16 protein-coding genes are annotated in these 19,716 nt (G+C 67.7%); 3 read left to right on the top strand and 13 right to left on the bottom strand.

Annotated features, from left to right (window positions below; all coding sequences use genetic code 11):
* Window positions 1–44: 44 nt before the first annotated feature.
* Entirely contained in the window at window positions 45–956 is a 912-nt protein-coding gene (locus EV192_RS34245; protein ID WP_132122739.1) for an acetamidase/formamidase family protein, read from the bottom strand.
* Window positions 957–3,704: an ATP-binding protein gene (locus tag EV192_RS34250; protein ID WP_132122740.1), complete on the bottom strand. Its 2,748-nt coding sequence runs from the start codon at window positions 3,702–3,704 to the stop codon at window positions 957–959.
* A 197-nt stretch (window positions 3,705–3,901) separates the two neighbouring features.
* On the opposite strand from EV192_RS34250, the gene EV192_RS34255 reads away from it, so the two are divergent.
* Window positions 3,902–4,465, top strand: a complete 564-nt coding sequence (locus tag EV192_RS34255; protein WP_132122741.1) for a dihydrofolate reductase family protein — start codon at window positions 3,902–3,904, stop codon at window positions 4,463–4,465.
* A 734-nt stretch (window positions 4,466–5,199) separates the two neighbouring features.
* On the opposite strand, the gene groL is transcribed toward EV192_RS34255, so the two are convergent.
* The 9 genes from groL to EV192_RS34300 are packed head-to-tail and all read right to left on the bottom strand — an operon-like array spanning window position 5,200 to window position 14,058.
* Entirely contained in the window at window positions 5,200–6,891 is a 1,692-nt protein-coding gene (gene groL, locus EV192_RS34260) for a chaperonin GroEL (protein ID WP_132122742.1), read from the bottom strand.
* Between the two features lie 9 nt (window positions 6,892–6,900).
* Window positions 6,901–7,926 (bottom strand): NAD(P)-dependent alcohol dehydrogenase, encoded by a 1,026-nt coding sequence (locus EV192_RS34265; protein WP_132122743.1) that lies wholly within the window; start codon window positions 7,924–7,926, stop codon window positions 6,901–6,903.
* The gene (locus EV192_RS34270) at window positions 7,923–8,603 is read right to left on the bottom strand and encodes a metal-sulfur cluster assembly factor (RefSeq protein WP_132122744.1); all 681 of its coding nucleotides are present in this window, start codon (window positions 8,601–8,603) and stop codon (window positions 7,923–7,925) included. Before EV192_RS34270 ends, EV192_RS34265 begins: the two co-directional genes overlap by 4 nt.
* Window positions 8,600–9,610, bottom strand: coding sequence for an amidohydrolase family protein (locus EV192_RS34275; RefSeq protein ID WP_132122745.1), 1,011 nt, complete (start codon window positions 9,608–9,610; stop codon window positions 8,600–8,602). The genes EV192_RS34270 and EV192_RS34275 overlap by 4 nt, the downstream gene beginning before the upstream one ends.
* Window positions 9,611–9,623: 13 nt before the next feature.
* Entirely contained in the window at window positions 9,624–9,977 is a 354-nt protein-coding gene (gene mimD / locus EV192_RS34280; protein ID WP_424923411.1) for a propane 2-monooxygenase effector subunit MimD, read from the bottom strand.
* The gene (locus tag EV192_RS34285) at window positions 9,974–11,143 is read right to left on the bottom strand and encodes a ferritin family protein (protein WP_132122746.1); all 1,170 of its coding nucleotides are present in this window, start codon (window positions 11,141–11,143) and stop codon (window positions 9,974–9,976) included. Before EV192_RS34285 ends, mimD begins: the two co-directional genes overlap by 4 nt.
* Window positions 11,140–12,177, bottom strand: a complete 1,038-nt coding sequence (locus EV192_RS34290) for an NADH:ubiquinone reductase (Na(+)-transporting) subunit F (protein WP_132122747.1) — start codon at window positions 12,175–12,177, stop codon at window positions 11,140–11,142. The genes EV192_RS34285 and EV192_RS34290 overlap by 4 nt, the downstream gene beginning before the upstream one ends.
* A gap of 4 nt (window positions 12,178–12,181) precedes the next feature.
* Window positions 12,182–13,831 carry a ferritin family protein gene (locus tag EV192_RS34295; protein WP_132122748.1) on the bottom strand — a complete coding sequence of 550 codons (1,650 nt, stop codon included), beginning with the start codon at window positions 13,829–13,831 and terminating at the stop codon, window positions 12,182–12,184.
* Window positions 13,828–14,058, bottom strand: a complete 231-nt coding sequence (locus tag EV192_RS34300) for a hypothetical protein (protein ID WP_132122749.1) — start codon at window positions 14,056–14,058, stop codon at window positions 13,828–13,830. Before EV192_RS34300 ends, EV192_RS34295 begins: the two co-directional genes overlap by 4 nt.
* Window positions 14,059–14,179: 121 nt before the next feature.
* On the opposite strand from EV192_RS34300, the gene EV192_RS34305 reads away from it, so the two are divergent.
* Window positions 14,180–15,955 (top strand): sigma-54-dependent Fis family transcriptional regulator, encoded by a 1,776-nt coding sequence (locus EV192_RS34305; protein ID WP_132122750.1) that lies wholly within the window; start codon window positions 14,180–14,182, stop codon window positions 15,953–15,955.
* Here EV192_RS34305 and EV192_RS34310 read toward each other — a convergent pair.
* The gene (locus EV192_RS34310; protein ID WP_132122751.1) at window positions 15,939–17,147 is read right to left on the bottom strand and encodes a cytochrome P450; all 1,209 of its coding nucleotides are present in this window, start codon (window positions 17,145–17,147) and stop codon (window positions 15,939–15,941) included. The genes EV192_RS34305 and EV192_RS34310 overlap by 17 nt on opposite strands.
* Window positions 17,148–17,278: 131 nt before the next feature.
* Here EV192_RS34310 and EV192_RS34315 point away from each other — a divergent pair, with 131 nt between their 5' ends.
* Entirely contained in the window at window positions 17,279–18,208 is a 930-nt protein-coding gene (locus tag EV192_RS34315) for a helix-turn-helix domain-containing protein (protein ID WP_132122752.1), read from the top strand.
* Here EV192_RS34315 and EV192_RS34320 read toward each other — a convergent pair whose 3' ends face one another.
* Complete coding sequence (locus tag EV192_RS34320) at window positions 18,209–19,702, bottom strand: helix-turn-helix domain-containing protein (protein ID WP_132122753.1); 1,494 nt, start codon at window positions 19,700–19,702, stop codon at window positions 18,209–18,211. It abuts the gene before it with no gap.
* Between the last annotated feature and the right edge of the window lie 14 nt (window positions 19,703–19,716).

Consider the following 19,716-nt stretch of genomic DNA (forward strand, 5'->3'; position numbering starts at 1 on the left):
CGACCGCGCTCTGTCTGGGGGTCGGAGCGCGGTCGTGCGGGCGGTCACCGGATGGCGTTGTGCGGCAGGACCGCGTGGACACCCCAGGTCTCGTTGGCGATCTGGGTGACCCGCAGGTCCACGGTCGAACTGGCCAGCGCCAGGGCCGGCGACTTGGCCAGGCCGTAGCGGGACTGCATCCAGACGAGCATCGCGTCCAAGGCGTCGGCGGTGGCCGCGTTGAGGTCTTCGTCGAAGCCGAACGTGATCCGGCCGCTCGGCGTCACCGCGTGCACCCCGGGGATTTCGGCGGCGACGAGGTCAAGGGTCACTTCGGTGGTCATCGGGCATTCGATGGCGGTTCCGGAGACCTCGCCGTCGCCTTGGGCCGCGTGGCCGTCGCCGAGGTGCAGCAGCGCGCCCGGCACGTTCACCGGTAAGTAGAGGGTGGAACCGGCGACCAGGTCCCGGCAGTCGATGTTGCCGCCGCTGGACGGGCGGGGCGGGACCGTGGAGTGCTCGCCGGGTTCCGCCGGCGCCACCCCGGTCACGCCGAGAAACGGTGCCAAGTGGACAGTGTGGCCGAGGTTGTTGGTGGCCGTGTCGCCGTCGATGTCCCACAACAGCCAGGACACGTCTCCGGCCACGCCCAGGCGTCGGGTCAGCGCGTTGTCCTTGGCGCCCGCGATGGTCCAGCCCCAACTGCCCGGGGTCAGCGAGGTCATCCGCACGGCCAGCGTGTCCCCGGGTTCCGCGCCCCGCACCGCGATCGGGCCGGTCAGGCAGTGGCCGCGCCGGTCCGGGAACATGATCGGCGGCCGCTCGCCTGGTGCCCGCATCGGCTCCAGGTGCCCGCCGGAGTCCAAAGAGGACACGACGACCGTGTCACCCGGATCGACGGTCAGCACGGGTGGGGTGTCCCGGCTGAAGTAGTTGATCGCGGTGTCCCGGGTGACGGGCAGGGTGTGGTCGGCCATTCAGGGGCGCTCCTTGTCGTTGGCCACCGCCCACTGCGCCAGGCGGAGCCGGGACGTGATGGTCAGCTTCCGGTAGCTGTTGCGAAGATGCGACTCCACGGTCCGTTCGCTCAGGAACAGCCGGGCCGCGATGTCCGCATTGGACAGTCCGTGGCCGACCAGCCGGACGATCTCGTGTTCGCGTTGGGTGAGGTCACCGCTCGTCCTGGCGATGGCGACGGTGACGTTGTGCTTGCGCGCCAGGCTGCGCGCCCGGTCCAGCCACGGTGTCGTGCCGGCGTCCTGGAATCGGCGCAGGCACCGCACGATCACGTCCTGGTCCGGGTCCAGTTCGCTGGCCTCCAGGTCGGCCTGGGCGGACAGCAGCGGCGCGCCCATGTCGGCGAGGCGCCGCGCCGCGCGCCGCAGCAACTCGGTCGAGCCGGTGAGCAGACCTTCCTGGCGGTCGGCGAACGCGTCCAGCAGGGGCGCCGTGCGGCCGATCCCGCGCAGGAACTCCAGGATGTCGTGGGCCCTGGCTTCGTCGTTCGCGGCAATGGCGGCCTGGCCAGCGACGAGGACCCGCATACAGTTGACGATCGGGTCGCGGAACGAGAACTCCGGTGTGTCCAGCGGCGGCGCCTTCTCCGGGTGGCCGGAGTGCACCGCGATCATCGTCGCCGCGATCTCCCAGCCGTAGTCCTTCCCGTCCTGCAACAGATGCAGCCACGGCCGCGCCTGGTCCAGCGACGCCGACGCCTCGTCGAGACGGCCCAGCTCGGCCAGGAGGAACGCGCGGTGGGTGAGCATCCGTGACCGGATCCGGTCCAGGCCGGTCGCCGAACTGCTGGCGATGTGCGCGTCCACGTCCGGCAGCGAGCCGAGCACGTCACCCGCGAAGTACCGGGCGGTGGTGTGCACCATGATCATCGAGTGGGTGGCCGCCGGCAGCACGAAGTTGGCGCTGACCGCGGTGCCCTTCTCCGCGCAGTCGAGCGCGCCGGGGATGTCGCCCACGAGCACGCGCAGCCCGGCCAGGATCCGTCGGGGCTGGAACTTCAGGAACATGCTGTCGTCGTTGAACCGGTCGGCCAGGTCCGCCGCCTTGGTCAACAGCCGGTGCGCCTCGCCGATCTCCATGTCGATGGACGCCAGCACACCCCGGGCGTACGTCGCCAGCGACCGCGCGGCCGGCCGCGGGCTGGCCGCCAACGACTCGCTGACCGACTGGTACAGCGCGCGGGCCCGGGGGATGTCCCAGTGCCGGGCCGCGATCGCCATCCGCTGGCCCAGGGACTGGATGTCGTGGTCGCCCGCCCGGCCGAGCACCGTCGAGATGTGCGCGTCGGCCCTGTCCGGATTGCCCCGGTCGGACTCCAACAGCGCCAGGTGCAGCCGCAGGCTGGTCTGCTTGTCGACGTCCGTCTCGGTCGCGAGCCGCTCCTGCCAGACCTGGGCGGCCGCGTCGAGCATCCCGGCGCCCTGGTAGGCCGGTCCCAACGAGTCGAGCAGGGTGGGAACGGCGTCGCGGCGATCAGTCCTGGCGCGGCTGAGCGCGCGAGCGAGGTAGTCGACGGCTTCTGTCGCCGCGTACACGTTCAAGGCGCGCTGGCCGGCTGAGGCGAGGACATCGATGGCGCGCTGGGGATCGACGTAGTCACCCGCGTCGCGGTAGTGCGGCGCGATGGCCATGATGTTGTCCGGGGCGACGTCGTCGATCGTCCTGGCGAGGGTGGCGTGCAGCCTCCGGCGTTCGATCTCGGTCAGCTCGGCGTACGCGACCTCCGCGTACAACGGGTGGATGACGCGGTAGAACACCTCGTGGTCGTTGAGCTGCTCGTCGATGTGGCCCTGCCGCAGCAGGTCGTGCAGTTCGGTCTCGATGTCGGCGGCGGCCGCGGCCTTGAGGACGTCGACGGTCGCGCACATGCCGGCGACCGCGATCAGGTCGATGAGGTCGCGTTCGGACTCGTTGAGCGTCTGCAACCGGCTCATCACCACGTCACGGACGATCGTCGGCAACGGTCCGCGACCGGTGTGCTGGGCCAGCGCCGTGACGAACAGCGGGACGCCTTTGGTGCGGGTGGCGAGCTCGGTCAGCATCGCGGGTGGCGGCTGGGTGCCCAGCACGTCCTGGGCGAGCGACTTGGTGTCGGCCTCGCTGAGCGGGCCGAGGGCGAGTTCGGTGCCGTGGTCGTGCCGGCGGACCAAGGTGGCCAGGTCCGCCAGACGGGACCCAGCCGGCGGGGTCCTCGCCGCGCCGATCACCACAAGCCGATCGCCGGCCGTGCCGTTGCCCAGGTAGTGGACAAGTTCGATGGTGCCGTGGTCGGCCCAGTGCAGGTCGTCGACGAACACCAGGACCGGGGTCCGCGCGGCCATCCGGCGCAGCAACTGCAGGACCGCCTCGAACATCCTGGTCCGGTTCAACGCCGCGTCCCCACCCGGTTCGGGCACCGGCAACCGAGGATCCGGCAGCAGCCGCCCCAAGTCAGCCAGCCCCACCAACAGATCCGTGTCGAGCCTGCCGCGCAACGCAGCAACAACCGGCGCGTACGCCAACCCCGTCTGCAGCGGGTCAGCCTGACCCACCAACACAGCGAACCCACGCTCACGAGCGGCGCGCAACGCGTGACCCGCCAGTCGCGTCTTGCCGATCCCGGGCTCCCCAGACAGCAACACCAGCTGGCCCACACCTCGTTCGGCCTCGTCGAGGACGCCCGCGAGGATCACTGTCTCGCTGTCCCGCCCGGTCAGCCGCGGCTCCATGTGCTGCCCTCCCGACAGGTGAGCATCTCACGAAGCCAGGCCCGTGGCCGAACATTATTCGCGCACCGCCACGATGCCCAGCTCGCGGGCGATGTGGTGGCCACCTTGGGTGGCTGACGTCGGCCAGGTGGCTGATGTTCCAGTCCCGACGGGTCGCGAGACTTCTGGTCAACACCGACTGAACAGGAGAAACTCTGATGCGCAAGGTCATTCTGTACGTGAACGTCACCCTGGACGGCATGCTCGCGGGCCCGCACGGCGAGCTGGACTGGATGCTCCCAGACCCGGAAATGAACCAGACCCTGTCCGACGAACTGCGCGACCGGGTAGACACGATCCTCACTGGCCGTAACTTCTACTACGGGGCCGACCAGTCGTTCCGTGCCCAGGCCGCAGACCCAGCCAGCCCACCAGAGCTGGTCTCGTTCGCCAACTGGGTGGTGGACACCCCAAAAGTCGTGTTCTCCACCACCCTCACCACACTGGACGACGGTTCGCGGGTAGCCGCCAACATCCCAACCGAGATAGCAGCCCTGCGGGACAAACCAGGCAAGGACATGGTGCTGTTCGGCGGCTCCAGCACCGCGCAGCAGTTCATCCAGCACAGCGTGGTGGACGAGTACTGGATCAAGCTGTACCCAGTGGTGCTGGGCGCGGGCCAACCGATGTTCACCGACCTGAGCCAGCGCGCAAACCTGGAGTTGGTGCACAGCAAATCGCACACCTCAGGGATTGTGACGCTCCGGTACTACAGCCGCTGAATCAGGTACACGGACGGGGGGTGACGGTGGGCAGCGATGGAGTTGGGTGGCGGTCAAGATGGCCGGGGTGGAGATGGCCGATGGTGGAGATGGCCGGTGGTGAGGGTGAGGGTGGCGAGGTTGGGGGGCAGTGGAGATGGCTGGGCTAAAGGGTGGCGGTGGCGATGGTGGGCGAGGGAGAGGCTGGTGGAGGTGGGCAGGGAGAGGGTGGTGAGGGTAGGCGGGGGAGAGGGTGGTGGGGGAGAGGCTGGGTGGTGGTGGGTTGGAGTGGATGTGGCGGCGGTGGGGTGGAAGGTGGTGACAGTGGACGGTGACAGTGGACCGTAGTGAAAGTGGATGAAGGCGGATGGCGGTGAAAGTGGGCAGTGGCGGCGGACGGTGGTGAAAGTGGATGGCGGTGAAGTGGGAGGTGGCGGTGAGGGTGTGCCTACGAGGTTCGGTTTTACACGGGGCGCGGTGGGTTTAAGCTGGCTATGGCGGCAGGCCCAAAGCCGGCCCCGCTGAAGGGCCTGTGGCAATGAACCGGAGAACCCTTGGCCTGCCGGCGTAGTCGGCTTGCACCCGCCGCGGGGGTCCCCGTGTCAAACCGAACCGAAAGCGAGTCGTCACCCCACGAAAGGCGAGCGAAAGACCCACGGAAAGCGAGCGAAAGCCCGCCGTAAGGCGAGCCGAAGGCCCACGGAGAGCGAGCCAAAGGGCCAAGGAGAGTGAGCCAAAGGGCGAAGGAGAGCGAATCACCCCACCGAAGGCCCGAGCCCCAGAGACTGAGGAGTGCTGGCATCCGGAGAAGGCTGGTGCAACCCCTCATCCAAAGGCCCGAACTCGGTCATCAAAGCCGAACTCCCACCCCACGGAGTCTGCTCCTCGGCGATCAACGAGTTCGTGGTCAACAGCAACCCCGCCACCGAAGCCCCGTTCTGCAACGCGGACCGGCAAACCCGAAGCGGATCAACGATCCCCATCGAGATCATGTTGCCATACCGGGAATGCAGCGCGTCGAATCCCTCATCCAGTCCCATCTGTTGGGTCTGGGCAAGCACGTCCGCGGCCTGGTGTCCGGCGTTGGCGGCGATCAGGAAAGCGGGCTCAGGCAACGCCCGGCGCACGATGTCCACACCGATCGCGTAGTCACCCGAAACCGTGAGATCGTCCAAAGCGTGTACCGCGTGCAGCAAAGCTGCGCCACCGCCCGCGACGATACCTTCGGCCATCGCGGCCCGGGTCGCGGACAGGGCGTCCTCTACACGGTGCTGTAGTTCTTTCAACTCCGCCGGAGTTGCTGCCCCCACGCGGATCACGGCGACCTTCCCGGTCAACGCGCCGATTCTCTCGGTGAGCACGTCCTCGTCCACGCCGAACTGGGCGCGTTCCAACTCGGCGCGTAGTTGGGTGACCCGGAAGGAGATGTCCTCGGCGGAGCCGTAACCGCCGACGATTGTTGTTGTGTTCTCGGTGACGCGGACCTGCTTTGCGCGGCCCATCTGGTCCAGTGTCATGTTCTGCATCGTGAAGCCGGATTGGCGGGACAGTACTGCGCCGCCGACCACCGCGGCGAGGTCTTCGAGTTTGTGCAGCCGTCGGTCGCCGAAGCCGGGGGCGCGTACGGCGACCGCCTGGAATGTGCGGTTCACGTGGTTGTGCACGAGCATGCTCAGGGCTGTTCCCTCGACTGTCTCGGCGATCAGCACCAGGGGGCGGGGCGCGCGCATGATCTTGTCCAGTACCGGCATCAGGTCCTGGACTCTGGTCACTTTCTCGCTGCACATCAGGATGTACGGGTCGTCCACGACCGCTTCCAGCCGGCCGGGGTCGGTCACCAGGTACGGCGAGATGTAGCCGTTGTCGAATTCGAAGCCTTCCACGAAGTCCACGGACATCCCGATCCGCTGGGATTCCTCGACCGTCACCACACCGCCGTCGCCGACGGTGTGCAGCGCCGTGGCGATGACCTCGCCGACCGTGTCGTCGTCGTTCGCGGAGATCGCGGCCACGCGGGCATAGTCCTGTTCGGACGAAACCGGGTGCGCCACACTCTCCAAATAGGACACTAGGTGGCCGATGGCCATGTCGATGCCGCGCTTCACCAGGACGGGGTTCGCGCCGGCGCTGATGGCGCGCATGCCTTCGCGGACGATGGCCTGGGCCAGCACGGTCGCGGTCGTCGTGCCGTCGCCGACCACGTCGTTGGTCTTGATCGCCGCTTCTTTCACCAGTTGGGCGCCCATGTTCTCGAACTGGTTCTTCAGGTGGATCTCGCGGGCTATTGTCACGCCGTCGTTGGTCACCACGGGCGAGCCGGTGATCTTCTCGATGATCACGTTGCGCCCCTTCGGCCCCAGCGTCGACTTCACCGCGTCGGCGAGCTGGTCGACCCCCGCGAGCAGCAGGTCTCGGGCTTCCGAGCCGAAGCGCAGTTCCTTGGCCATGTCATGCTCCTACGGGGTGAGGATGGCCCGGCCGCGGACCCGGCCGGCGTCGAGGTCGGCCAACGCGTCCAGCGCGGCGTCCAACGGGTACTGCCTGGTGTGCAGGGTGACCTTCCCGGCCTGCGCCAGCACCATCAGCTCGGCCAGGTCGTTGTACGTGCCGACCAGGTTGCCGACGATGTTCCGCTCGGTCGAGATGATGTCGATCGTGGGGATGTCGACGTTGCCGCCGTACCCGATCACGAAATGCGACCCGTCGCGTCGGGTCATCGCGAACGCGTCCTGTTGCGCCCCCTCTTCGGCGACGAAGTCCAACACCACTTCGGCGCCGTTACCGCCGGTGAGGTCCAGCACAGCCGACACGTGGCCGCCATCAGCCAGAACCGTGTGGTCAGCGCCCAACGTGGCGGCCAGCTTCAACGCGTCCGGGTTGCGGTCGACGACGACGATGGTGGTGGCGGTCATCGCGGCGAGCGCCTGGATGCCGATGTGCCCGAGCCCGCCGGCGCCGTTCACCACGCACACCGTGCCCGGATACAGCAACGGCACAGCCTTGCGGACCGCGTGATACGCCGTGATCCCCGCGTCCGCGAGCGCCGCCACATCCGACGGACGCGTCGCGGGATCCAACTTGATGCACGCACGAGCCGAAGTCAGTAGATACTCGGCCATGCCGCCGTCCGCGTTGATCCCCGGGAACACGCTGTCCGTGCAGTGCATGTCGTTGCCGGCCCGGCAGGCGGGGCAGAGGCCGCACGTCGACGTCGGATGCAGGATCACTGTGTCCCCAACGGCCACATTGGTCACCGCGGAACCGACTTCGTGCACCCAGCCCGCGTTCTCGTGACCGATCGTGTACGGCAGGGACACGCCGGACCGGGAGGCCCATTGTTCGTCGATGATGTGCAGGTCGGTGCGGCACACCCCGGCGCCGCCGATCCGGACGACCACGTCAAGCGGGTTCTTCGCGGTCGGCTCCGGGACGTCCTCGACCACGGGCCGCTGGTGGTAGGCGTGCAGCCGGACGGCCTTCATGTCGTCTCCTCCGAATAACGGGCGGCCAGCATCCCCCGGCACACCCCCGAGTTGGCTTCCTGACTGACCCTGGTCACCCGCGCGAACGCCAAGTGACGACGCGGATCCCGGACAGGTTCACCTGACAACGGGTCGATCAGCAACGGCGACGAGTCCGCGCACGGCAACCCAAGCTCCCGTCGACGCGCCCGCAGCCTTTCCACCGCCGGACCAGGCGGAACATCCCCGAGCGTCAAGCCGGGCAGCGACGAACGGTCAAGGCCCCGGCACACCCGGTCGGTGCCCGCCAGGACCGCCCGACGCAGGAAGTCGGCCCGCAGCGAGTCCAGTTCCTGAACGGCCTCACCCGAGAAGGACGCCACGAAACCGGCCCGCCGGGCCACGCCGTTGTTGATCACGTCGGCCGCGAAGTGGTCCACCAACCGGACATCCACCGACGTGACGCCTGGGAGCGCGCTGACCGCGTCGTAGGCGTCCGCGACCATCAGGAACGCGAAGTTGGGCGCGCAGAAGTACGTCGGCAGCCGCAGCCGGACCACGGCGTGCCCGCCGACCACCCGGCACTCCGCGACGAACCCCAGGTCGGTCAGTGGTTCGTCGAGTTCCGGGTCGAGCACGGTGCCGAGCGCGGACCAGACCGCCTCGCGGGAAGCGGTCTGGTCCTGCGGCTCCCTCATGAGGGAACGCCGACCGGCTGGGGCGAGGCCGGAATCTTGATGTCGTAAAGCCGGGCCGCGTTCAGGCCCAGGATCTTCTTCTTCTGGTCGACGGTGAGCTTCGCGTAGTCGGAGAACTCGTCGCCGTCCGGCATCTGCCAGTCCACGAACCCTTCCACCTGCCACTTCGGTTCCCAGATGGCGTAGTCCGCGCCGAACACGAGCCGGTCCTCGCCGAGCCAGAACATCAGCTCGCCGATCACCTTCGCGAAGAACCGCGGCCGGGCGTGCATCAGGCCGCCGACGACCACCGACAGGCCCGCGTACACGTTGGGCTCCTGGGTGGCCATGAAGCAGAAGTCCTCGATGCGCGGCAGGCCCACGTGTTCGACGATGAAGTTCAACGCCGGGAAGTTGGTCGCCGCGTAGTCCACATCGGACACGTCGAACGCGTCCTTGTCCAACGGCCAGATGGTCGGGCCCTTGTGCACGTGGATGTTCGTGACACCCAGCTCCTGGCACTTCTCCAGGTACCGGGCGGCGTCCGCGTCCCGGAGGCTCCAACCCCGCGAGTCACCACGCCACTCCGCCGTGTAGAGCTTCACACCGCGGCAGCCCCACCGCCGCACCCGTTCCTCGAACGCCTTGAGGCCCGCTGAGCCCTCGCGGGGGTCGAAGTTGGTGTTCACGATGAACTTCCCCGGGTGCCGCTCGGCCATGGCCCCGTTGACCTCAGTGGTGTTGAACCCCTCCTTGTACCACTGGCGCAGGTTGGTGGGCTGGAAGACGGCGATGTCGACGTGGCCGTCGTCGAACACGTCCGTCATCATCCGTTCTTCGGAGTATTTCATGAAATCGTCGATCGACCAGTGCGTCTCGGCCGGGCCGAGGCCCTGGTAGGCGTGGAAACACTCGATCCAGCCCTGGGCGAACTGCTCCTGGCCGGGCACCCAGTTCGCCGGGCTCGCGTCCCAGAAATGGGTGTGGCCGTCCACCACGAAGTACTTCTCGCCATCCTTCTCGTACACGGCAGTGACCCCTTTATGAGCGCGCGATCAGGTCGAAGTCGAGATATTCGGCGGCGTCCTCGGGGTTGGCGAACATGATCGTCCGGTCGTCCTCGTGGATCATCCGGCCGTAGTGGGTGGACATGCTCTCCTCGAACTCCGCCGCGTTGAACCAGCCCTCCTCCTCACCGGCCGCCTCGTCGATCTCCGCGTAGACCACGTCCATCCGGCCCTTCGCGTCCACCCTGATCATCGACGGCAACGGCGTGATGGTCACGTTGTCCTTGTGCCGCATCACCTCCGCGACGATCGCGCCGACCTGGTTGTTCATCAACGTGAAGCCGCACATGTTCGACGCGGTGCTGTTCTGCTGGAATGTCACGGTCACTGGGCCAACTCCTTCGGTGCTTGCAGGTCCAGGTCGGCCAGCACGGCCGAGAACCGGCTCTTCGCCCGGTCCAGGCCGTCCTCGAAGCGCGGCGGCTTCGCGTCCGGCTGCGACCACAGCGGCTGCAACGTCCTGGCTGCCTTGAGACACCGCGGCACCCACGTGGCCAGCCACTGCTGTAGGACCTTGCGGTTCTCCGCGCCGAACTCCCTGTCGTCGACCAGGAGCCGGAACATCGGCTTGGTGTACCGCAGGTCCCGCTCGGCGAAGTCGTACTCCTCCGCGCCGATCAGCGTCGGCGTGATGAAGTCCCCGTTGGCCGGTGCCGCCTGCTGGACCAGGTTGCTCCGGAACAACTCGCCGACCAGCGGCTCGAACACGACGTTCGCCGCGAACACCGCCTCGCACCAGTCCCAGATCCCGGTGAGCTGCTCGGCCGTCTCCCGCACGCCCTGCCACACCGGGTCGTCGTTCCACGTCGCCAGGTGTGCCGTGCCGTCGAAGTCGGTGAGCTCCTCGGACAGCGTCAGGTTGTACAGCGCGAGGTCCTGGGCCGCACGGATCCGGTGCATGCTGTTCACCGAGATCGCGTTGTTGTGCATGTTCGTCGGCGCCCTGCGGTTGGCGTTGGCGAACAAGTAGAGTCCCAGGCCGTGGTCCACGTGCATCCACGCGCCCACGTGCTGCGAAACGAACTGGACCCAGTTGCGGTTCCACTGGTCGAACGCCTTCGACTGGCGGGCGGCCTCGATGTTCTGGTTCAGCTGCCGGACCACGTTCGAGTTGTACCGGTAGAGCGTCAGCTCCCACTCCTCGTTCGGGTCACGGAACTCGTGCCACCCCAACGCCGGCCAGTCGTAGCCCTGGCCGCCCGAACCAGGCCCGCGCTCGGGTTCCGGCCGGTCCGAGCCCCACGCCTTGAGCGCGGTCCATTCGAGCGGGTAGCCGCCCTTGCCGTCGGCGAACCCGTACAGCCAGCCCTGGGACAGGTAGTGCCGTGGGTCGGGCTGGACCTCGACGGTGACGTCCTCGTAGTGCGACTGCTTGCGCTTGGCCGGCGTGAAGTAGTTGAACCGGCGGGCGTCCGAGTCGGGGAAAACCTTCGCGCCCGCCTCCGCGTCGGTGAAGACGGGCTTCGGAACGCTGCGTTCCTGGGTGGTTGTCATCGGTCCTCCGCTGCACCGGTGGTGGTGAACTTGTCATAGAAGATTCGCTTGTCCGCGACACCCAGCGAGGGCAGCAGGTCCAGCGCCGCCGCCACCATCGGCGGCGGTCCGCAGACGTACGCGTCCGTACCGTCCAGATTGGACTCCAACCGGCGCACCACGTCCGTGATCAGGCCGGTCTCGCCCGCCCAGTCGTCCTCGGACAGGGCCGGGACATAGCGGAAGTTCGGCAGTGTCTCGGCCAACGCGGCCAGTTCCTTCGCGAAGCACAGATCCTGGCGGCGCCGGGCGCCGTAGTAGAACGTCGCCCGGCGATGGATACCGCGCTCGGCCATGGAGCGCAGCAATGCCAGGATCGGGGCCATCCCGGCGCCGCCACCCAGGAACAGGAGATCGGCGTTCGGGTTGTCGCGCAAGGTGAACACCCCGAACGGCCCGGTGATCTCCACGATGTCACCGACCGCGACCTCGGTGTCCAGGAAACCGGAGAACAGGCCGCCGGGGTAGATCCTGATCACGAACTCCAGCAGCCCGGCCGGGCCGCTGGACGGGTTGGCCATCGAGAACGACCGGGTCTCGGCCGTGCCGGGGACCGCGAAGTCGACGTACTGGCCGGGGAAGAACTTCAGTGACGTCGGCTCCACCAGCCGGACGACGAGATGCCGCATGTCGGGGGTGACGTGGTCGTTCGACACGACCTCCACCCGGGCCTGCTGGATGGGCAGGCCCGAGCGGATCATCTCCTCGTCGTAGTTGAGCAGCTCGATCGTCAGGTCCTCGTACGCGTGCGCCCGGCACAGCAGCGTGAAGCCTTCCTCCTTCTCGTAGTCCGGCAACGCGAACGTGGAATACCGGTCGTGCTCGACGTCATCGCCGTCCAGGATGAACGACTTGCAGGACGCGCACTGGCCCTCCTTGCAGCCATGCATGAGCATGACGCCCTGCTCGGCCGCGGCACGCAGGATCGTCTGGTCCTCGTCGACCTCGATCTCCACACCGACCGGCTCAAAGCGGACGCGATGCTTCTCGCCCATGGCGCTACTGGGCCGGGGCGGGACGGCCGGCCGGGCCCTGCCGGTTGTAGTCGGCGACGAACGCGGCCCGTTCCTCGTCGGACATCTGGTTGAGCAGCACGTTCGGGCTCTGCACCGCGGGCATCCGGCGCAGGTGGTCCAGGGTCCACATCTTCTTCGGATCCAGGTCCAGGTGCGGCTGGGCGACCATGGTCTTGCCGTCGTCCCGCACGAAACCCATGTCGGACACGACATCCGCCCAGTTCCAGCCGTGGTACAGGGTCTCCCACTCGCGGGCGCCGATCAGCTGGCCCATGTTCGGCGTGTTCCGGCCCTGGTAGACCGGGCGGAACGCCTCCGCGTCGGTCCAGCGGCAGGCCTCGTGGCAGTACGTCCGCCACTGACCGTCCACTTTGTCCACCACCATGTCCTCGCGGACCAGGCACGGCACCATGCAGACCCAGCAGCGGTGCGGGTACACGTAGTCGACGCTCTCCGCCACGATCGGGTGGTGGCCGTTCGGCCGCGACAGCCGGTTGTAGTTCTCCCACCACTTGCCGTACCGGTCGTACCAGCCCGGGTACTTGTACTCGAACCACTCGAAGTCCGCGTCCGTCATCGGGTCGATCCGCCAGTAGTTGGCCAGCCAGCCGGTGGCGAAGAACTGGGCCACCTCGTGCACGTAGCCCTTGTTCCAGATCTGGTTCCAGGCCTCTTCGATGAGATCATGCGGGATGACCAGGCCGTACTTCTCCAACGGGACGAGGTAGCTGCGGTAGTAGTCGTCGTAGATCCACCGGCGCCACATCTCCGCGTAGCTCTCGCGGTCCTTACGGCGGTCCTTCGTGCCGTACTCGATAAACGTGCCGATGGCCGCGTCGACCACGCGGTGGTTGTTCCACCACGCGTAGCGCAGGTCGCGTTCCAACAGCTGGTGGTTCGACTCGTCCGACAACGCCATCAGCAGCGTCGCGTACCCGTTGCTGATGTGCCGGGACTCGTCGGACTGCACCGAGTGGAACACCGTGGGCAGCAGGTAGTCGCCGTTGGCCGCGGCCTCCGCCGGCATGGCGACGAACAGCGTGTTGGTGAACGCCGTCTCGGCGACGATCGTGAGGTAGATGCTCGCCGCGGTGATCGCGTCACCGGTGATGAACCCCTCGGCGAACTGCCGGCCGATCGTGCCGCAGTAGTCGTTCTGGAAGTTGCGCAGACTGGAGTTGAACCCCGCCGGGTCGATGTAGTTGTTCATGTACAGGCGCTTGAGGTTCTGCTGGATCGTCGAGTGCCTGACCTCGTCGATCATCTGGATCGCCTGGCCGTTGTGCAGTTCCGGGTTGGGGACCGTGCGGAACAGCAGCGGCATGGCCCGCGCCGCCGAGATCTCCGGCAACGGGATGATGCTCAGGAACAGCTTCTGCCACTCCAGCCAGCGTTCCTGGACCTGACGGAACATGTTGCCGCGGATCGCGCCGTCCTCGGCGCCGTACACGCGGTGGTCCTTCTCCTCCTGCATCGGGAAGTACGAGCGCAGAACCTGCTTGAGCGGGTCCTTCTTCTTCGCCTTGCGGAAGGTGTAGTCGGTCCCGTAGTGGGACACCGGCTGGTGGTAGGCCGGTTCCCACGACAGTTCCTGGATCTTCTGGTGGGCACGTGCCACGCTCTGGCGGCTCATCTCACTCCCTCCATCGAAGCCCGCATCCGCGCCAAGTGATCGTGGATGTCCTGGGCCATCCGGATGTCGCCCTCGGCGCGGGGCTGGATGCCCAGCGCCCGCAGCAACTGCGCGGCCGGCTCGCCGGGATGGCCTGTCTCCCCGAGAACCGGGTGCAGGCCCTGGTCGGCGAGGTGCTGGAACACGACGTTCACGATGGTCCACGGGTTGTACGTCTCCTCGGCCATCACTCCATGACACGCCATCCGCCCCCGGATGGCTGTCTCAATTTGAGACACCATCCCGGCGTGGTCGGGCCTACGCTGTGTCCTGAGGCGCACCTGCTGCCTGTGACCGAGGGTGTTCGACGTGGATGAAGCGCGGCTTGCGGACCGGCCTGTCCCAACGGACGACCCTGGGCTAGCGCGTACCCGCGTCCAGTTCCTGACCAGCGAGTCGGTCGAACCGGACCAGGTGCGGGACAGCATTCTCGCGTCCTGGCTGCGGTCCCGGCGCAGCAGCGTCCCGGCCGACCGGATCAGCCTGCCGTACGTCACCGACCCGAACCTGGACACCCCGTTGATCCGCGCCACCGAGCCGGTCCTGGCGCGGCTCGGCGAACAGTTCGACGGCCAGCCGATCAGCCTGATCCTCACCGACCCGAACGGCGTCGTCCTCAAGCAGTACACCGGTGACCCGGACCTGCACCGGCACCTGCAGAGCGTGGAACTCGCGCCCGGCTTCAGCTACGGCGAGCAGTTCGTCGGCACGAACGGGATCGGGACAGCCCTCGCGGACGGGCGGCCGACGCACGTGTTCGGGCACGAGCACTACGCGGAGAACCTGGAGAACCTCGCGTGCGCCGGAGTGCCGATCCACGACCCGATCTCCGGCAAGACCATCGGCGCGGTCGACCTGACGTGCTGGCGCAAGGACGCCGGCCAGCTGCTGGTGGCGCTGGCCCGGACCACGGCCGAGCAGATCCGGCAGGCGTTGCTGGGCAACAGCGACATCCGTGAGCTGGCGCTGTTCCAGGCGTACCTGAGGGCGTGCCGGCGGACGACCGGGATCCTGTTGGCGTTCAACGAGGACGTCGTGATGATGAACGACCGGGCGCGGCGGCTGCTGGACCCCGCGGACCAGTCCGTGCTGCTCGGGCACGCGACCCAGGTCCTGGCCGAGGGGCGGGGCTCGGCGACCGTGGCCCTGCCGACCGGCAGCAAGGTCCGGATGCAGTGCCGGACCGTGCCCGGCCCGCGCGGCGGCGACATCGCCGGCGGCGTGGTCCGGGTGCGGCTGATCGAGTCCGACGAGGAGGAGAGCACGGCGGCGCCGCGGCTGCCGATGTTCCTGCCGGGTGTGGTCGGATCCGCGCCGGTATGGTTGCGCGCCTGTCATGAGGTGGACGCGAGCTATGCGAAAGCGGAATGGGTCGCGCTGGCCGGCGAACCCGGCGTCGGCAAGTGCACCCTGGCCCGGTGCGTGCACCAGCGGCGCAACCCGATCGGCCGGGTGCACGTGCTCGACGTCGCGCACATCGCCGACGTGCGCCGGGAGCTGATCGACGACCCGGTGGACACGTTGGTGATCCGGCACGTCGACCAGCTGGCCCCGGCGGCCGTCCAGTCCCTTGTGGCCGTTCTGGCCGAGGTCCGGTCGGCGCCGAAGCCGCCGTGGGTCGCGGTCACGTTGACGTCCGACACCGAGGACCTGGCCCCGCTGCTGGCGTTGTTCCCCCGGACCGTGCAGATCCCGCCGCTGCGCCGGCACGTGGAGGACCTCAGCGAGCTGGTTCCGTTGCTGCTCAGCAGGTTGAGCGGGCAGCTGACGTGTTCGCCGGCCGCCATGCACCTGTTGATGCGCGCCTCATGGCCGGGCAACGTGCCGCAGCTCTGCCAGGTGCTGAAGTACGTGGGCCAGCGTCGGCGCGTCGGCCCCGTTCAACCCAGTGACCTGCCGGCGGAGTACCGCGCGGTGGCGCGGCGACCGTTGAACCGCCTGGAGTCGATGGAACGCGACGCGATCGTGCACAGCCTTGAGGACACCGACGGCAACAAGATCAAGGCCGCGCGGCTGCTGGGCATGTCCCGGGCGACGCTCTACCGCAAGATCCACGAGTACGGGATCGTCACGCCTGCCAGGTGACCGGCAGCGCGTGCAGCCCGTAGATGTCGGCGTACGTGCGCAGCGGCACTTCTTCCTGGGGCACGGCCAGTTCCAGGGTCGGGAACCGGTCGAGCAGCGCGGGGAACGCGACCCGCATCTGCACGCGCGCGAGTTGCTGGCCGAGGCACTGGTGGATGCCGTGGCCGAGGGAGACGTGGCCGTTGGCCTGACGGGTCAGGTCAAGGACATCGGGGTCGGGGAACCGTTCCGGGTCGCGGTTGGCGGTCTGGACGGACACGGTGACGCACTCGCCTTCCCTGATGAGCTTGCCGTCGAGTTCGACGTCCGCCAACGCGGTTCGCGCGCCCGTGTGCGCGATGCTCAAGTACCGCAGCAACTCCTCGACGGCCTGGTCGATCACGCCCGGGTCGGTGCGCAGCCGGGTGAGCTGGTCGGGGTGGACGAACAGGGCGAACATGCCCAGCGCGATCATGTTCGCGGTGGTGTCGAAGCCGGCGCCCAGCAACAGCGTGCCGATGTTGCCCAGCTCCTCGTCGGTGAGGTCCTCGGTGGTGAGGTCGCTGAGCAGGTCGTCGGTGGGGTCTTTCCGCTTGGCCAGCACCAGGTCGGTCAGGTATCCCTGCAACGCGGTCAATGCCTCGTACTGGTCCTGTGGCGTGGTGTCGTGCGAGCTGTTCATGGTCGTCGCGTGCTTCTGGAAGAACTCGCGGTCCTCGTAGGGCACGCCGAGCAGTTCGCAGATCATCATCGCCGGGATGGGTTGCGCGTACGCCGACACGAGGTCCACCGTGGGTCCGTGGTTCGCCATGGCGTCCAGGTGGTCGGCGGCGACCTGTTCGACGCGTTCGGTCAGCAGGCGCATCCGGCGGACGGTGAACTTGCCGGTCAGCAGGCGCCGGTACCGCGTGTGGTCGGGTGGGTCGACGCCGATGAACATCCCAGGCGGCGCGGGCGGCATCGTGCCCACCATCGCGCCCGCGCCCGGCAACGGTGAGTGCATGAGTTCCTGGCGTGAACTGAATCGGAGGTCGGCGAGGACGGCGCGGTTCAACGCGTAGTTCGTGACCAGCCAGCCGAGGTGGCCGTCGGGATAGGTCATGCGTGCGAGCGGCCGTTCGGCGCGGAGCCGGGTCAGCTCCTCGGGCGGATCGAACGGACGGCCAGCCGGACGGTCCATGGGCAGTTCAGCGATCGGCGTCTCTTCGGTCATGACTGAAAGCTACGTTGCGTTTCCATACTGCTCAACTTAAATCGACCTTTTTCCTGGGAATCATTGCAATGGCGATGACACTGAACGCAACGACCGTTGCAATGAGATGGTCGTGAACGCACAATGGGCGGGTGCCAGGAGGCAGGTTGACCCCGGCGGACCGGGAACAGATAGCCGCGGGTCTCGCGGCCGGGCTCGAGTACGCGGAGATAGCCCGACGCCTGAACCGACCGACATCGACGGTCACCCGCGAAGTGGCGCGCAACAGCGGGCCCCACGGCTACCGCGCCGACCTCGCCACCCGCGCGACACATGCACGTGCCCGCCGCCGTAAACCCGTACTGCCCGCGGTGGCTCCGCTCGACGACAACCACGGACGCGACGCGACCGCGGTGGCCGCGTTCGAAGAGCAGTTCGTGGCGATGGTCGTGGAGACGGGTCTGCAGAGGATGGCCGCGCGTGTGCTCGCCCGCCTGTACCTCACGGACTCAGGCAGCTTGACCGCGGCGGATCTCGCGCAGTCGCTGCGAGTGAGCCCGGCCTCGATCTCGAAAGCAGTCGCGTACCTGGAAGGTATCGACCTGCTGCAACGGAAACGTGACACCCGTCGACGCGAGCGGTACGTGGTCGACGACGACTTCCAGCTGCGCGCGTGGACAGCGAGCACGCGAACCAACGCGATGTGGGCGTCGGCCAGCCTGCGGGGAGCGGAGATCCTCGGCCCGCACACCCCCGCGGGCGCCCGCCTGGAATACCTGGGCCAGTTCTTCGAGCGCCTGCACCAGGACATGCTCAACGGAGTGACAGCGGCCACGGTCGGCGACGCGCTGACCGTACTCGCGGCCCTTGTGCACGCCGGACGCCCACTGTCCGCGCAAGAACTGGCCACAGCGCTGGGTTGGACAGCCGACCGCGTCGGCGAAGCGTTACGAAGCGCGGCGGACAGCCCAGGTATGGCCGATCCGGTGGCCCTGCGCCACACCGAAACCGGCGCCTACGACGTGATCGCCAGACCGGAACGGCTCACCACACGGCAACGCGAGGCACTGTCCTCGTTGTGATCAGATCTTCGCCGCTACGACGTCGAGCGCGAGGCTGATCGCCGCGGCCGCGTTGGGCACGAGCAGATCAGACCGCAGCGTCTCCTGGCCGCCGATCGGCCGGAGATCCGTGTCCAGTGACAGCACCCGAGCGAACGAGTGCCCAGGGGGCATGTCGCGCTCGCGTTGGACGATCTCCCACCCGTAGTGCATGGGACGCCCACCGCGGCCGCTGAGCTCCGCGGCCGTCGCGGTCTCCCGTTCCAGCCACCCTGGATCGGTGATCAGCAGCAGCAGGCAGATCTCCGGACGCAGCGTCAACAGGTTGAGTGACACACCCGTGTAGTACAGCTTGGCGGAAGGCTCGTCGCGCAGTCGCTGGATCTCTGGTTCGTTCGCGGGAGTGAGGATGGGTTCACCGCCCACGTCGGCGTAGTTCTCGGCATCGAAGAGCTCTTCGATGTACTCGCGCTCGAAAGTCCTGCGTACCGTGAACTCCGCGTCGACGAAATGGTCGGAGAGGTGGCTGCCGCCGGGTTCGAGCGGTTGGAAGATCCCCGCCGGGATCACGTGGTTGAAGAACTTGTGTGTTTCGACGTCCTCGGAACGCGGAGTGAGCAGAACGTCGTAGCCGTGGGCGCGGCGCATGACAACAGCGGCCGCGACGGACACCGCGGCACAGCGGTGCCGCCCGGTGAGCAACGCCGCGTCCGGGCCGCCGGCCTGTTGATGAAGCCACGCCCGCCGAGGAAGACGCTCGAGTCCGACGGGACGGTCCGGGTCGTCGGCCACCGCGTTCATCAACTCGGCGTCCAACAGTTCGCTCGTCGCCAGGGATCGGTAGTAACGGCCCGGGACGCAGTCGATTCGGACCGCCCCTGTGGCCGAGTCGATGTGCATGGTGTCGAGCGCCCAGGTCGGACCGTCCCAACGCCGGTTGTTCTCGCCAGCGGCGACCAGTTCGGCGTAGCGGTCCCACCCCCGCTCGTCGTAGTCACCGGGCCACCGCGACTTGTCTCGTTCCAGCCGCGTGGGCACGTCGCGTCCGAGAAGATCGCCGACTGCGGACTCGACGTCGTCCCAGCGGTCGGGTGGGGTGGGGAAAGCACAGATCGGCATGTCCGCGCCGAACAGGTGTAGCAAAGGGAAGCGCTGCTGGTTGTACAGCTGGCGCAGTGTCTCGAGGTATCCCGCGCCGCGCAGTGCCCTGGCCCGCTCGTCGGGTAGCGCCGAAGGTGCCTTGCTGGATCGCTTCAACTCCCGCGCGGCCTCGTTCCGCAGCCGGACAGCCTCGCGGATCTCGGAGTCGGTGGCACCAACAGTCGCGCACATGCGTTTGACACTGTTCCAGCTCACGTTCTCGCCACCGAAGATCGTCGTCAGGGTGCGTTCGGACGGTCCGCCGGCCGCGGCGATCTCGGCGTACGTCATGCCGGCGGTATCCCTGAGCCTTTCCAGAAACTGAACGAAGGCGTCGACCGCTGGGGTGTTCCGGCCGTCTGGCTTGGTCGGCACCAGGAATCTCCTCG

This window comes from Actinocrispum wychmicini, from assembly GCF_004345645.1.
GTDB lineage: Bacteria > Actinomycetota > Actinomycetes > Mycobacteriales > Pseudonocardiaceae > Kibdelosporangium > Kibdelosporangium wychmicini.

Bases quoted from the DNA above. Each gene is read 5' to 3' on its own strand.
- EV192_RS34270 (WP_132122744.1), bottom strand. From the start codon at position 8,603: ATGAGGGAGCCGCAGGACCAGACCGCTTCCCGCGAGGCGGTCTGGTCC.
- EV192_RS34245 (WP_132122739.1), bottom strand. From the start codon at position 956: ATGGCCGACCACACCCTGCCCGTCACCCGGGACACCGCGATCAACTAC.
- EV192_RS34285 (WP_132122746.1), bottom strand. From the start codon at position 11,143: ATGACAACCACCCAGGAACGCAGCGTTCCGAAGCCCGTCTTCACCGAC.
- EV192_RS34300 (WP_132122749.1), bottom strand. From the start codon at position 14,058: ATGGCCGAGGAGACGTACAACCCGTGGACCATCGTGAACGTCGTGTTC.
- EV192_RS34290 (WP_132122747.1), bottom strand. From the start codon at position 12,177: ATGGGCGAGAAGCATCGCGTCCGCTTTGAGCCGGTCGGTGTGGAGATC.
- EV192_RS34265 (WP_132122743.1), bottom strand. From the start codon at position 7,926: ATGAAGGCCGTCCGGCTGCACGCCTACCACCAGCGGCCCGTGGTCGAG.
- groL (WP_132122742.1), bottom strand. From the start codon at position 6,891: ATGGCCAAGGAACTGCGCTTCGGCTCGGAAGCCCGAGACCTGCTGCTC.
- EV192_RS34255 (WP_132122741.1), top strand. From the start codon at position 3,902: ATGCGCAAGGTCATTCTGTACGTGAACGTCACCCTGGACGGCATGCTC.
- EV192_RS34310 (WP_132122751.1), bottom strand. From the start codon at position 17,147: ATGACCGAAGAGACGCCGATCGCTGAACTGCCCATGGACCGTCCGGCT.
- EV192_RS34295 (WP_132122748.1), bottom strand. From the start codon at position 13,831: ATGAGCCGCCAGAGCGTGGCACGTGCCCACCAGAAGATCCAGGAACTG.
- EV192_RS34250 (WP_132122740.1), bottom strand. From the start codon at position 3,704: ATGGAGCCGCGGCTGACCGGGCGGGACAGCGAGACAGTGATCCTCGCG.